General features: G+C 63.3%; 9 protein-coding genes. 8 read left to right on the top strand and 1 reads right to left on the bottom strand.

What is annotated here, in order from left to right:
* Position 1: 1 nt before the first annotated feature.
* Positions 2-871 (bottom strand): LysR substrate-binding domain-containing protein, encoded by an 870-nt coding sequence (locus H5P29_RS30140; RefSeq protein WP_154384354.1) that lies wholly within the window; start codon positions 869-871, stop codon positions 2-4.
* Between the two features lie 142 nt (positions 872-1,013).
* Between H5P29_RS30140 and H5P29_RS30145 the strand changes: the two genes are divergently transcribed.
* The 8 genes from H5P29_RS30145 to H5P29_RS30180 all read left to right on the top strand — a co-directional run bounded on the left by H5P29_RS30145 (position 1,014) and on the right by H5P29_RS30180 (position 14,758).
* Positions 1,014-2,681, top strand: coding sequence for a Na/Pi cotransporter family protein (locus tag H5P29_RS30145; RefSeq protein ID WP_067968036.1), 1,668 nt, complete (start codon positions 1,014-1,016; stop codon positions 2,679-2,681).
* A 133-nt stretch (positions 2,682-2,814) separates the two neighbouring features.
* Positions 2,815-4,035 (top strand): 2-aminoethylphosphonate--pyruvate transaminase, encoded by a 1,221-nt coding sequence (locus H5P29_RS30150; protein ID WP_067968033.1) that lies wholly within the window; start codon positions 2,815-2,817, stop codon positions 4,033-4,035.
* Between the two features lie 30 nt (positions 4,036-4,065).
* A complete protein-coding gene (phnA, locus tag H5P29_RS30155; RefSeq protein WP_067968028.1) occupies positions 4,066-5,322 on the top strand; it encodes a phosphonoacetate hydrolase in 1,257 nt (418 codons plus the stop codon).
* Between the two features lie 13 nt (positions 5,323-5,335).
* On the top strand, positions 5,336-6,790 hold the full coding sequence (phnY, locus tag H5P29_RS30160) for a phosphonoacetaldehyde dehydrogenase (protein WP_067968025.1): 1,455 nt from the start codon (positions 5,336-5,338) through the stop codon (positions 6,788-6,790).
* 325 nt (positions 6,791-7,115) lie between these two features.
* Positions 7,116-9,815, top strand: coding sequence for a LuxR C-terminal-related transcriptional regulator (locus H5P29_RS30165; protein ID WP_185910434.1), 2,700 nt, complete (start codon positions 7,116-7,118; stop codon positions 9,813-9,815).
* Between the two features lie 123 nt (positions 9,816-9,938).
* Complete coding sequence (locus H5P29_RS30170) at positions 9,939-11,633, top strand: hydantoinase B/oxoprolinase family protein (protein ID WP_067968019.1); 1,695 nt, start codon at positions 9,939-9,941, stop codon at positions 11,631-11,633.
* Positions 11,630-13,684, top strand: a complete 2,055-nt coding sequence (locus H5P29_RS30175) for a hydantoinase/oxoprolinase family protein (RefSeq protein WP_067968016.1) — start codon at positions 11,630-11,632, stop codon at positions 13,682-13,684. The genes H5P29_RS30170 and H5P29_RS30175 overlap by 4 nt, the downstream gene beginning before the upstream one ends.
* A 3-nt stretch (positions 13,685-13,687) precedes the next feature.
* Positions 13,688-14,758 (top strand): ABC transporter ATP-binding protein, encoded by a 1,071-nt coding sequence (locus H5P29_RS30180; protein WP_067968013.1) that lies wholly within the window; start codon positions 13,688-13,690, stop codon positions 14,756-14,758.
* Positions 14,759-14,798 lie beyond the last annotated feature (40 nt).

The raw sequence follows: 14,798 nt of genomic DNA on the forward strand, positions 1-14,798 counted from the left end.
CTCATCCCGCAGCCATCGACCTAGCGATATCGAGGAAGACCCGCACCAGCTTGCCGCCGCTACGCTCCTTGAGGCAGATTAGTGCTTCGTCCATCAGCATTTCGGGCGCAGCGATCGAGATCTGGACCAGTCGGACGTCCTGTCCGAACTCTGCCGCCGATACGAAGCCGACACCGGCGCCCGAGGCGACGATCTCGCGCACCGCCTCGCGGCCTTCCGCCTCGATCGCCGGCTTGAATTCGTAACCCTCCTTCGAAGCGAGGTCCTCCAGCTTGGCGCGGGTTTTCGAGCCGCGTTCGCGCATCACCAGCGGCAGCAAGGACAGTTCGTGCAGCGACAGCGACTTGGCTGTCGCCAGCGGATGATCGGTCGAGACGAATGCTATGATCGGCGTCGAATTGAGCTTGACGATCTCGAAATCGCGGCCGGTCGGAATTTCGCCGAGCACGCCGATATCGGCTTCGTAGCTGTAGAGGCTGGAAATGACCGTTTCGGTATTGCCAGCGCGGACCGAGACCTGGATACCGGGATACTTCTGGCGGAATTGGCCGAGAATGTGCAGCAGATGGTGGGCGGCGTCCGCGACGATGCGCAGCGTGCCTGAGCGCAGCGCGCGGGATTCCGACAAGAGCTCGAGTGCCTGCTGTTCCGTGTCGAACATGCGCCGCGTGATTTCGAGCAGTTGCAGGCCCGACGCCGTCGGCGTCACCTGCTTCTTGTGACGGTTGAACAGGAGCACGTCATACTCTTCCTCCAGCTTGCGCACCTGGTCGGAGATGGCCGGCTGGGTGAGAAACAGCATCTCGGCGGCGCGCGAAAAACCGCCGCACACCGCGACATAGTGGAAAGCCCTGAGCTGCACGTAGCGCATGTCTGATCCCTGATATCAGAGCAGACTAGCAATAAACTGGAGCGATAGAAACATCGAAACTAACGATTTGATTTATGGCCTGACATGCCGAGGATAGGGCAGGCGCCACCCTTGCGCGCCGCGCGTTGGGAGGCACGGCACCATGCATCTTCTGTATATCCTGCTGCAGCTGGCAGGCGCCATCATGCTTCTGCTGTGGGCCGTGCGCATGGTGCGCACCGGCGTCGAGCGCGCCCATGGCGTATTGTTGCGCGAGGCGCTGCGTGGCGCCACCAAAGGCCGGGTGCGTGCGGCAGCTGCCGGCACCGTGCTTGCCGTCATGTTGCAGAGTGCGACGGCCGTTGCAGTGCTCGCCGCGGGTTTCGCTGCAACCGGCGTGATGACCGTCTCCGGCGGGCTTGCCGTCATGCTGGGCGCCGATGTCGGCTCTGCGCTGGTGGTGCAGGCGCTGTCTTTCGACCTCAGCTGGCTGGTGCCGTTGCTGCTGTTCGCCGGCGCCACAATGTTCCTCAAGGTCGAGGCCCGGATCGTCAAGCAGACCGGGCGCACGCTACTCGGCATCGCCTTCATCCTGATCTCGCTGCGTATGGTCGGCGAAGCGACCGCACCGATGCGTCACAGCGCCTTGCTGCCGATGGCGATCGACTATCTGCGCGGCGATCCGGTGACGGCCTTCGGCGCAGCTGCCCTGTTCACCTGGCTGATCCACTCCAGTGTCGCCTCGGTGCTCTTGTTCATGTCGATGGCAGCCCAAGGCGTGCTGCCGGCAGAGGTGGCGCTGCCGATGATCCTCGGCGTCAATCTCGGCGCCGGGCTCGTCGCCGTCGGCTTGACCCGTGGCCAGGCAATCGATTCCAGACGCATCCCGCTGGGCAACCTGATCTTCCGAGCAACGGCAGCGGTCGCAATTCTGGTTGGCTTGCAGGCGGCTACCCTGCCGATATCCTGGTTCGGCGAGTCGGCCGCCCGGCAGGTGGTCAATTTGCATCTCGCTTTCAACCTTGCTTTGCTGGTCGTCTGCCTGCCCTTCACCGCGACAATGGAACGACTCGCGCAGTTGATCCTGCCTGACGCGCCGGCAGGCGAAGAAACATTCGACCTGATGTCGCGGCGCAAGAGCGCGCTCGACCGCACCGTCATCAAGATGCCTGGCGTAGCGCTGGCGAGCGCCACCCGCGAGGTGCTGCGCATGGCCGAAACGGTGGAGATCATGCTGCGGCCTGTCATGGAGCTGTTCGAAAGCGGCGACAAGGCACGCGTGGCGCAGTTGCGCCGGCTCGACGAGGAGGTCAACCGCGCCCACACCGACATCAAGCTCTATATCGCCGAGGTCAATCGCGGCACGATGAGCCAGGACGAGGCGCGGCGCGGCATCGAACTGACGGACCTCGCCATCAACCTCGAACATGCCGGCGACATCATCGCCAAGAACCTTCTGGTGCTGGCCGAGGAGAAGAGCGACAAGAGGCTGAGCTTCTCCAGGGAGGGCTGGTCGGAGCTGACGGCCCTGCATGACCGGGTGCTCGCCAACATGCAGATCGCCATGAACGTGCTTGTCTCGGGCGACCTCGAAGCTGCGCGCCAGCTGGTGGTCGAGAAGGAACGCATGCGCAAGCTGGAGCGCGACAGCCATGAACGCCACCTGAAGCGCCTGCAATCGGGTACGGTGCAGAGCATCGAGACCAGCGACATCCATCTCGAAGCGGTGCGGGCGCTGAAGGAATTCAACTCGCTGCTGGTATCCGTCGCCTACCCGATCCTGACCCAGAGCGGCGACCTCTTGGAAAGCCGGCTGGCCAAGACGGCCTGAGCGAATTTGCCCGTGTCATCCAAACATCATCACCCAGACTTATCATTGGATACGAAATAGCGATTGTACATATGGATCAGGGGATTCCAAGGTGAGCCATAGGCAATCTCAGGATGACGGCGAGGAGACGAAAATGCTGTCCGAACATAAGCTTGCGGCTCAGGCCCCCTTCCCTGCTCCGGCCCCCCTCCCTGCTCCGGCATTGGGTGAGCCCTATTTGCTCACCCCCGGGCCGTTGACCACCTCCTATGCCGTCAAGCAAGCGATGCTGCGCGACTGGGGTTCATGGGACGGCGACTTCCGGGCGATGACATCAGAGATGCGTCAGCGGCTGCTCGCCATGCTCGGCGATACCAACAACGAATTCGACTGCGTACCGATGCAAGGCTCGGGCAGCTTCGCCGTCGAGGCGATGCTCGGCTCGTTCGTGCCGCGTGACGGCAAGGCGCTGGTGCTGGTCAATGGCGCCTACGGCCAGCGCATCGTCCAGACCCTCGGCTATCTCGGCCGCGACCACGTCGCCATCGACAAGGGCGACTACATGCCGCCGCGCGGTGATGAGGTGGCTGCAGCCCTCGACGCCGACCCTGCCATCACCCACGTCATCCTGGTCCACTGCGAGACCAGCTCCGGCATCCTCAACCCGGTCGCCGAGATCTCCGAAACCGTCTACGCCAAGGGCCGCAAGTTCCTGGTCGACTCGATGAGCGCCTTTGGTGCCATCCCGCTCGAAGTCGGCGACGTGCGCTACGAGGCCATGGTGTCTTCCGCCAACAAATGCATCGAGGGCGTACCCGGCTTCGGCTTCATCATCGCACGCAAGAGTGAGCTCGAAGCCGCAAAGGGCCGCAGCCACTCGCTCAGCCTCGACGTGCATGCCCAGTGGGCGCACATGAACAAGACCGGCCAGTGGCGCTACACTCCGCCGACGCATGTGGTTGCTGCCTTCCTCGAGGCGCTGCGCCAACACGAGGCCGAAGGCGGTGTCGCCGGCCGCGGCGCCCGCTACACCAGGAATCGCGACGTCATGGTGGCTGGCATGCGCGAGCTCGGCTTCGAGACGCTGCTCAAGGACCGCTGGCTCTCGCCGATCATCGTCACCTTCTTCTGCCCCGCCCATCCGGACTTTGCCTTCGACCGCTTCTACGAGCTGATGAAGGAAAAGGGCTTCATCATCTATCCGGGCAAGCTGACCGTGGTGGACAGCTTCCGCGTCGGCTGCATCGGGCGGATGGACGAGCATGTCATGCGCAAGGTCGTCGAGGCCGCCGGCCAGTCCCTGCGTCAGATGGGCGTCGACACCGCTGCTCCCCCCGCAGCCGCCATCGCCGAGCGCGCCAAGCTCGCCGCCTGATAACAAGAAGATCACAAAGGACCCCTCCCTATGAACAAGATGACCACGATCAACGTCAGCGCCAACGGCCGCACCTATGAGTGGCCGCGCGTGCCGGCGATTGCCATCTGCCTCGACGGCTGCGAGCCGGCCTATCTCGACGAAGCGATCAAGGCGGGCCTGATGCCGAACCTGGTGAAGATCCGCGCCAACGGCACCGAGCGTACCGCCCACAGCGTCATTCCGAGCTTTACCAACCCCAACAACCTGTCGATCGCCACCGGCCGTCCGCCGGCAGTCCACGGCATCTGCGGCAACTACCTCTACGAGCGCGAGACCGGCAAGGAAGTGATGATGAACGACCCGCGCTTCCTGCGCGCGCCGACCGTCTTCCAGGCCTTCTACGATGCCGGCGCCCGCGTCGCCGTGGTCACCGCCAAGGACAAGCTGCGGGCGCTTCTCGGCAGCGGCCTGAAGTTCGACGACGGCCGCGCCATCTGCTTCTCGTCTGAGAAGTCCGATGTCTCGACAAAGGCCGAACACGGCATCGACAATGCGTCGGCCTGGCTCGGCAAGCCGGTGCCTGAGGTCTATTCGGCGGAACTGTCGGAGTTCGTCTTTGCCGCCGGCGTCAAGCTGCTGAAGGAATTCAAGCCTGACGTGATGTACCTGACAACGACCGACTATGTGCAGCACAAATATGCACCCGGCGTGCCACAGGCCAACGCCTTCTACGAGATGTTCGACAAGTATCTCGGCGAACTCGACGCCCTTGGTGCTGCCATCGTCATCACCGCCGACCATGGCATGAAGCCCAAGCACAAGACCGACGGCACCCCTGACGTGGTCTATGTCCAGGACCTGCTCGACGAGTGGCTCGGCAAGGACGCAGCGCGCGTCATCCTGCCGATCACCGATCCTTATGTCGTCCATCACGGCGCGCTCGGCTCGTTTGCCACCGCCTACCTGCCCGAGGGTGCTGACCAGGCCGGCATCATGAAGCGCCTCGCCGCCATCGAAGGCATCGACGTGGTCATCGACAACGCCGCCGCCTGCGAACGCTTCGAACTGCCATCCGACCGCATCGGCGACATCGTTCTGGTGTCCACCGAAAACAAGACCATCGGCACCAGCGAACACCGCCACGACCTCGCAGCCCTCAACGAGCCGCTGCGATCGCATGGCGGCCTGACCGAGCAGGCAGTGCCGTTCATCGTCAACCGCAAGCTTGAGACGCTGCCCAACGAGCCGGTTCTGCGCAACTTCGATGCGTTCTATTATGCCGCGCTTGCCGCAGCACAGGCCTGAGGGAGGACCAACCATGGTCAAGGCTGAAACGACGTTCAAGGTGCGCCACGAGCCGATGCGCATCGCCGGACGCAAGGTCGATGCCGACGGCGTCGTCAACGTCCACTATCCCTACACCGATGCCGTCATCGGCACGGTACCCGCGGGCCGCGCCGAGCACGCCCGCCAGGCCTTTGAAATCGCGGCCAACTACAAGTCGAAGCTGACGCGCTACGAGCGTCAGCAGATCCTGTTCCGCACGGCCGAAGCGCTTGCCACACGCAAGGAAGAGATCTCCGACATCATCACGCTGGAGCTCGGCATCTCCAAGGCCGACTCCCTCTATGAGGTCGGCCGCGCCTATGACGTGTTCACGCTGTCGGCGCAGATGTGCATCCAGGATGACGGCCAGATCTTTTCCTGCGATCTCACCCCCCATGGAAAAGCGCGGAAAATCTTCACCACCCGCGAGCCGCTGCGGGCGATCTCGGCGATCACCCCCTTCAACCACCCGCTCAACATGGTGGCACACAAGGTGGCACCGGCTATTGCCACCAACAACTGCGTCGTCGTCAAGCCGACGGAACTCACGCCGATGACGGCGCTGATCCTCGCCGACATCCTCTACGAGGCCGGCCTGCCGCCTGAGATGCTGTCTGTCGTGACCGGCATGCCCGCCGACATCGGCGCCGAGATGATCACCAATGACAACATCGAGCTGATCACCTTCACCGGCGGCGTGCCCGTCGGCAAGCTGATCTCCCGCACCGCCGGCTACAAGCGCCAGGTGCTGGAACTCGGCGGCAACGACCCGCTGATCATCCTCAACGACCTGTCGGACGACGATCTCGCCAAGGCAGCCGATCTCGCCGTGGCAGGTGCCACCAAGAACTCGGGCCAGCGCTGCACGGCGGTGAAGCGCATCCTGTGCCAGGAAAGCGTCGCCGACCGCTTCGTGCCGATGGTGCTCGAGCGGGCGAAGAAGATCAGGTTCGGCGATCCGATGGACCGCTCGACCGATCTCGGCACAGTTGTGCACGAGAAGGCCGCCGCACTCTTCGAAAGCCGGGTCTACATGGCCGCCGAACAGGGCGCTGAAGTGCTCTACGACCCCGGCCGCAAGGGCGCGCTGTTGCCGCCGATCGTCGTCGACCGCGTGCCGCACAGGTCGGAACTGGTCATGGAAGAGACCTTCGGGCCGATCATCCCGATCGTGCGCGCGCCTGACAATGACGACGAGCTGATCGCACTGTCCAACTCCACCGCCTTTGGCCTTTCGTCAGGCGTCTGCACCAACGATTTCCGCCGCATGCAGAAATACATCGCCGGCCTGCAGGTCGGCACGGTGAATATCTGGGAGGTCCCGGGATATCGCATCGAGATGTCGCCCTTTGGCGGGATCAAGGACTCGGGCAATGGCTACAAGGAAGGCGTCATCGAAGCGATGAAGAGCTTCACCAACGTCAAGACCTTCTCTTTGCCGTGGTAGCCTGAAATGCGGCCGCCGGTGCAGCCACCGGCGGCCGCATGCAAGGATGGGTGTTCGCCGTTTTGCCGGTCTACGAAGGCCCGATCAGGTGCCCGGACTGATTGCCAGCCCCCGCCGCCGACATCTGTCGCGAACACTGGCGCTGACGCAGCTTTCTTGCGGACTTGTCAGCGCCGCAACGAGCTTTGCCCTCCTAGAGGCTTTGTCAACGCCGCCATCGCCAATCAGCACCTCACGGCTTTGACGCCATAAGGTGTACATTCTTGCCGCTACGCATCATAACGGCAACGTTGGTTGATGCTGGATGCTGGCAGGAATGGTGGCGTTGTCGCCCGAACACTTCTCTGAAGGCGGCGCCGATGCGCGCATGGCGCAGGTCAGGCGCGTTCGCGCGCTGCGGCTGCTAGACGATGCCGGTGACCGGCGCCTTACACTGGTCGTTGCGCCGGCCGGTTTCGGCAAGTCCTCCCTGATGAACCAGCGCTACAAGGATCTACGCAAACGAGGCCATCAGGCGGCCTGGGCAGCGCTCGATGGCGACGATCGCGACGGCACCCATTTCCTGCTCGGACTGCTCGGAGTTCTCACTTCGGCCCACATTTTCCCAGCGGCTGCTCAGGATTATTCCAGCCTGTCGCAGCAGCATGTTCTGGGGGTCATCCTGACCCAGCTGCAACGACTGCGCCGTCCGCTCTACCTGTTCCTCGACGACTATCATTTCGCCCAGAGCGAGGAAAACGATGCGACGCTGGCGCGGCTGCTGTTTTCGCCACAGGCGCGAAACCTCAGACTGCTGATCATCTCGAGATCGGAGCCGAGACTGGCGATTTCGGCCATGCAGCTGAATGGTCAACTCACCTATCTGAAGGCAGCCGACCTGCGTTTCTCGGCCGGAGAGGCCCAAAACCTGCTGGCCATGGCCGGGGTCAAGCTCGACAAAGCGCAGGTCGAGGCACTGGTCCACAAGACAGAGGGCTGGGCCGTGGCACTGCAGCTGGCTCGCGTGCTTTTGCGCGACGGAGCCGTGACCGATAGCGACCTGCTGGAATTCAGCGGCACTCAGCTCGACATGGCGCGCTATCTGTCCGAACAGGTTTTTTCTTCGCTTTCGGTCGCCATGCAATCGGCGCTAGTCCGCGTCGCTGCCCTGCCCTATTTCAGTGCCGAGTTGGCGAGCGCAGTTGTCAGTCCATCGGCCGCCGCCGAACTGACCTCCGACATCGCCGTCGGCGGCCTGCCGATCGAGGCGTTGGACGATGGACACAAGCAGTTCAAGCTGCATCAGGTATTCCAGGAATACCTGATGCATGAAGCCCTCTTGCGCGGGCTCGATATCAACCAGATCAGGCGCACTGCCGCACACTGGTATGCGGCTCGCCGTGACTGGGCCAATGCCATTCGCCACGCCTTGCATGCCGAAGACTTCGGCCTTGCCGGGGAACTTTCCGAAAATGCCGGGGGGTGGCGGCAGGTCTATGCCGGTGCTCGCGGATTGCTGCAGCAGTTTCACGCACTGGCAGCGGTGTTGCCGGAGCCGGAAGCCGCCAAGTTCCCACGCAGCTTTCTCGGGCTGGCCGTCGCGGCCGCCAAAGGCGGCAACCTGACGCTGGCAACTCATTATTTTGAGCTTGTCAGTCGGAAAATCGACCGCACCGACAATGTCCTTGTCAACGAAATTCGCCTGATCGGCGCACTCATGGCGCTGTACCGGGACGACCGCATCGAAGCCCTCGACCTGTCACTACTCGAGCGCGACCTGACGCTGCTCGAGCTGACGGAACCGGTACAGCGTGCGCTGACCTATAACCTGCTGTGCTTCCAATACCTGGAACGCAGCGAATTCGAGCGTGCCGAGCGCCACGGCAACCTGGCGATCCAGTACTTTACCCAGGCGGGAGCGCATTTTGGAGCGATGCACCTCTACGCCCATGTGGGGCAGGCACAGTTCTTTCGCGGCGACATGGAAGGCGCGAGCGCGGCCTACGAGCGCCTGGCCAGCGACGCGCAAAACGCCATCGGCAAGGGTTGCGACCTCGACGCGATCGCCCAGGTCCTGCTGGCCGAGACCCTGTCGGAGCGTGGCCTGCATGATGGCGCCGAGCGCATCCTGGAATGGTCGTTGCCACATCTGGAAAAGAACGACTGCTGGTTCGACCTCCTGGCAGCAGCCTATCTGTCCCGCATTCGCGCACGGACGGTCCGCAACGATTTCGACGGCGTCGACGCCGTGCTGGAACAGGCAAGGCGCACCGCACAGCGCCGTGGTTTTCCTCGCCTGCAAAGGCTGGTCGCACGCGAGCAAATGCGTGCGATCATCCATTTCGGCGACATTCAGGGCGCCAAGCGTTTTGCCGACCGTTTCGATCTCGGCCCGGAATCGGCGTTCGACGTCGAGCGCAACCGGCTTTCATTCCGGCTGCGCGGCGAAGTGCCGGCAACGCTGTGGGTTCGCGTCTGGATACAGGAAGGACAGACAGAACGCGCGCTCGACATGCTGCAACGCCTGGAGGTGGCGCAGGAGCGTCCCTTCAGCGTGCCTCGAATGCTCCGGATGCGCCTGCTGGCGGTGCTGGCCGGCATGAAGGCCGGCAAGGCAGAGCGAGCAGCTTCGGTGCTTGACGAAATCCTGCTGACGCTGCCCAGCGCAACCTACCGCGCGGCCTTCTTCGAAGAGGGTCCCGAAATGCTCGCCTTGCTGCGGCGCCGCGCGCAGGAGGCCGGCCCTGACAGCCTGATCGCCCGGCGCGTCGGCCAGATATTTGCACCGGCAGATGCGTCCGCTCCCGGACAAGGCACATCCGAAACGGCGCCCGATTCCGCAAGCGCACCGCATACGCTGACCCAGCAAGAACTGAAGGTCGTGTCATTGATATGCGGCGGCTTCTCCAACAAGGAGATAGCCCGGCACATGGACGTCAGCGAAAACACGGTGAAGTTTCACGTCCGAAATGTCTTCTCCAAGCTCAATGTCCATTCGCGCACCTCAGCCATTTCTGTCGCGCGCGAGCTAGGACTATTAGCCTAACCGTCATTTTGGGTGGGGCCTTTACCAGGCAGCCCACCCGATTGGTCGGGTAGGCAAGCTTCTTCCACGATGCAACCTTTCCGCATGGGCAGCAGATAGGCGCTGCAGTCATAAAGGTGCGGAATGGAGCAGCAAGTGCGAGCCGTCGATCCCGTGACCCAGGAGATCATCCAGGGCAAGCTACTGTCGATGGTCGACGAGATGGGTATCGTGATGGCGCGGACCAGCATGAGTCCCGTCATCTATGAGGTTCTGGACTTCGCCTGCGGCATCTGCACCCGCGACTGCGACCTGATTGCCCAGACCAACGGCATCACACTGTTCACGGGCACATTCGCCACCCAAGTCCGCAGCCTGGTCGAGAGGTTCGCCGACGACATGGCGCCGGGCGACGTCCTGGTCACAAACGATCCCTATGCCGGAGGCACACATTCCTGCGATCTGGCCATCATGCGCCCGATCTTTGCCGAAGGCCGCATCATCGCATTTGCCATCAATGTCGCTCACTGGCTGGACGTCGGCGGCGCGGTGCCCGGCAGCCTGCCTCCGGACGCCAGTTCGGTGTTCCAGGAAGGCCTTCGCTTGCCTTGCGTGCGTATTGCGCGCGACGACAAGCTGTTGCCCGACATGGTCCGCATCATCAGCGAGAATGTCCGTCTGCCGGAAGTCGCGCTGGGGGACCTCAATGCGCAGCTTGCCACGGTGCGCATCGCCGAGCGCCGCATCCTGGAGATGGTCGAGAAATACGGTGCGGCTACCGTTCAGGACGCATTTGATCACCTCCTCGACGTCAGCGAGCGGCGCAGCCAAGACGTCATTGCGGCACTGCCGGATGGCACCTACGAGGCGACCGACATCATCGACGGCGATGGTATTTCCACCGATCCCATCGAGGTGAAGGTCGCCATCCGGATCGCGGGTGGCCGCATGGAAGTGGATTTCACCGGCTGCCCGCCTGCCGCGGCAGGGCCGATCAACTGCGCGCGTGGAGCGCTCAGTTCGGCCGTGAAGACCATCTTCAAGGCGCTGGTGGCACCGCAGGAGCCGTCCAACGAAGGATGGTTCCGGCCACTCTCGGTGATCGCTCCCGACGGAACGGTGTTCACGGCGCAGAAGCCCTCGCCGACAGGTTGGTACTACGAAGGCTCGGTCCATGCCTCCGAACTCGTGTGGAAGGCGCTCGCACCGCTGATGCCTGAACGTTTCTCGGCCGGCTCTTACTCCAGCCTCTGCGTCACCTACATCAATGGCCGGACCGCCGACGGCGAAGAATTCATCCACATCGAGCCACAGCATGGCGGTTGGGGCGGCGCGCCCGGTCGCGACGGCGCCAGCGCGGTCATCGCCCTGACCGACGGCGATACCTACAACTACTCGGTGGAGTTGATCGAAGCCAAGTTTCCGCTCCACGTCCGCCGCTACGCGCTCAATGTCGAAGGCGGGGCCGGCGCAGGCCAGTGGCGCGGTGGCTTCGGGGTCGTGCGTGAATACGAGATTCTGTCCGGAGAGGCCGATATCCACAGCGGCTTCGGCCGCTCGCGGACGCCGCCCTGGGGCATGGACGGCGGCGGTTCCGGCAGTCTCAACCGGCTCGATGTTGTCGACCAGGAGACAGCGAACACCGTCACCTATGGCCGCCTGTCCCACCGCCGCGTCGTCAAGGGCGACCTGTTGCGCATCGCTACCGGCGGTGGCGGCGGCTGGGGCGATCCAGCCAAGAGAAGCAGGGACGCGATCGCCGAGGACATCCGCTCGGGCTACATCAGCGCAGAGCGAGCGGCATCGGAATACAATCACCGGGGCACGGCGACGAAATGATCAGACTTGCAACCGATGTCGGCGGCACCTTCACCGATCTCGTCGGATATGACGAGAAGACGGGCAAGGTCTTCACCTCAAAGAGCCTGACCACTCCGCAGGACCAGTCGATCGGCGTGCTCGACGTGATCGACCGCGCAGAGAGTGCCAGCGGCCTGGACACAGACAAGGTCCGGTTCTTCGCCCATGGCGGAACGACGGTGATCAACGCGATCACCGAACGCAAGGGCGTCAGGACCGCCCTCGTCACCACAGCCGGGTTCCGCGACGTGCTCGAGATCGGCCGAGGCAACCGCCCGGACCTCTACAATCTGCAGTTCCACAGCCCCGAACCGTTCATCCCCAGGAAGCTGCGGACCGAGGTCCGCGAACGGGTTGGCGCGGACGGACGGGTCATCGAACCGCTCAATGAAGACGACGTGCGCGAGGCTGCGCGCCTGTTCCTTGACGAGGGAGTTGAGGCCGTAGCGGTCATCTTCCTGCACAGCTACGCCCATCCGGATCATGAGAAGCGCTGCGCCGAGCTGTTGCGCGACCTGCTGCCTGATGTCACCGTCTGCGCCAGCTACGAGATCTCGCGGCAATGGCGCGAGTATGAGCGCACCAACACGGTTGCCCTCAACGCTTATGTGCAGCCGATCATCCAGCGCTACTTCGCCAACCTCGAAAAGGCGCTTGCCGCCAAGGGCGTGTATTCGGCCTATTATGCCATGCTGTCGAATGGCGGGGTCGCAACGTTCTCGCAAGCCGTCGCCAGTCCGCTGACCCTCGTCGAATCAGGTCCTTCGGGCGGCGCGGCCGGCGCAGCAAGGATTGGTGCGATCCTCGGCGAAAGGGATGTGCTTTATCTCGACGTTGGCGGCACCACGGCAAAATGCACGCTCATCCGTGACGGCAAGCCCAATCTCGATGCTGAATACAAGCTCGAATGGGCCCGTACCTTCCCCGGCTACCCGGTCCAGGTGCCGGTGGTCGACATCGTCGAGATAGGCTCGGGCGGAGGCTCGATCGCCTGGATCGACGCTGCCGGCGGCCTGCGGGTTGGCCCGAAAAGTGCCGGCTCCGCGCCCGGACCTGCCTGCTACGGACTAGGCGGAACCGAGCCGACTGTCACTGATGCCAAGGTGGCCATCGGGCTGCTCGACCCTGCCGCATTCGCCGAAGGCGCCATGACCCTCGACGTCGAACTCGCACAGCAGGCAATCGCCGGGCTGGCCGGACCGCTCGGCCTGTCGGTGGACGACGTCGCCCAGGCCATCATCGACGTTGCCGAGTCCAACATGATCAATGCGCTGAAGCTGGTTACCGTCCAGCGCGGTCACGACCCACGCGATCTTGCTCTGGTCGTCAGCGGCGGCGCCGGGCCGATGTTGGGCGCTCGCCTTGGTCGCGAACTCAACGCCAAGTCGATCATCATCCCACCGCATTCGGGCATCTTCTCGGCCTGGGGCATGCTGGCCGCGCATCCACGCGCCGACATTCGCAAGACGTGGTTTTCGCCGCTCGTCGCCTCGTCGCTCGGCGAACTGGCCAAGCTCTTCACCGACATGGAAGGCGAGGCGCTTTCCTATTTCGACCGCGACAACACGGACGGCGTCACCTTCAGCTACACGGTCGAAATGCGCTATCACGGACAGGAGCACAGCGTATCGACCCGGTTCACACCGTCGATGCAACTCGTCGATTTCGCCGAGGCTTTCCACAGTGCTCACGAGACCGCCTATTCGTTCCGCCTGCCCGATGCACGCATCGAGGTGACGAACCTGCATCTTCAGGCCGAGATCGCCGGTAACGTCATCGACTGCCCGCCGATCGACAATGACGGCCGCACTGTCGCCAAGGCACGAAAGGGCGAACGCAAAGTCTATTTCGGCAACGATGGCGGCTGGAAATCATGCGCTGTCTATGATCGTAACGGCCTGCCCTGCGGTGAGCGTCTGAGTGGCCCGCTGCTTGTCGAGGAGCCCACCACGACAACGCTCGTGCATGCAGGGCAAGTCCTGGAGGTCACCGACCGGGGCATCATGGTAATCACCGAAGAGGTCCGCTAGTCCATGGCCATCTCGATTGGAATTGACGACGTAACCAGGACCTTTGGCACGGTCAAAGCCCTGGAGCGCGTGGGTCTCAAGATCGAGGCCGGCGAATTCTTCACATTGCTCGGCTCGTCGGGTTCGGGAAAAAGCACGCTGCTTAAACTGATCGGGGGGTTTGATCGCCCCACCACCGGCCGTGTCCTGTTTGATGGGCAGGACGTTACCGACCTGCCGGCCAACCGCCGCCCGTCAAATACCGTCTTCCAAGACCTCGCTTTGTTTCCCCACATGACCGTGGGCGACAACGTCGCCTACGGGCTGAAGGTGAAGGGTGTGGCTGCCGCTGAACGCAAGAAACGCGTGGACGGCACGCTTGCCCTGGTCGATCTGGCAGGATTTGCCGAACGCAACGTCAACCTGCTCTCTGGCGGGCAACGGCAGCGGGTCGCTCTGGCACGCGCGCTCGTCATGGAGCCGGGCATCCTGCTTCTCGACGAGCCCTTGACCGGACTCGACGAAAGACTGCGCCAGCAGATGCGCGACGAATTCGGCAGGCTGCACAAGCGGACCGGTTCGACCTTCGTGCTGGTCACCCACAATCAGGACGAAGCGCTGAGCCTCAGCGACCGTATGGCCATCATGCATAAGGGCAGGCTCGAGCAGGTCGGACGGCCGGCCGACTTCTTTGCCGCTCCCGCTAATGATTTCGTCGCACGCTTCGTCGGCATGGAACGCGTCCTCAAGCCTGAAAGGCTCGAACGCAGCGGCGGCGACACAGTCGCTGTCATAGCCGGTGAGCGACTGGTTCTGCCAGGCGCTCGCGACGTCGGGGAAATGGGACTCCTGGCGGTTCGTCCCGACCGCATTTCGCTCGCGAACGTGCATGCAGCGCCCGGAAGCTCACTTGCAGCGACCGTGGCCGGACGCCAGTTCCGCGGCCGGTTCTTCGACTTCTATCTTGAGCTCGGCGATGGCCAGAAGCTCGACGCCGAAATCCCGGTCGAGTTCGCCGACGCCTGGCCCGAACCGGGCAATCCGGTGCGGCTCGAATTCGCCGGAGGTGCCTTGGTGCCCGTGCCCGCATCCTGAACTGCGGCGAACCGTGACACCTGATCATCCTGAGAAGATT

It is taken from the genome of Aminobacter sp. MDW-2 (assembly GCF_014250155.1).
GTDB classification, from domain to species: Bacteria; Pseudomonadota; Alphaproteobacteria; order Rhizobiales; family Rhizobiaceae; genus Aminobacter; species Aminobacter ciceronei.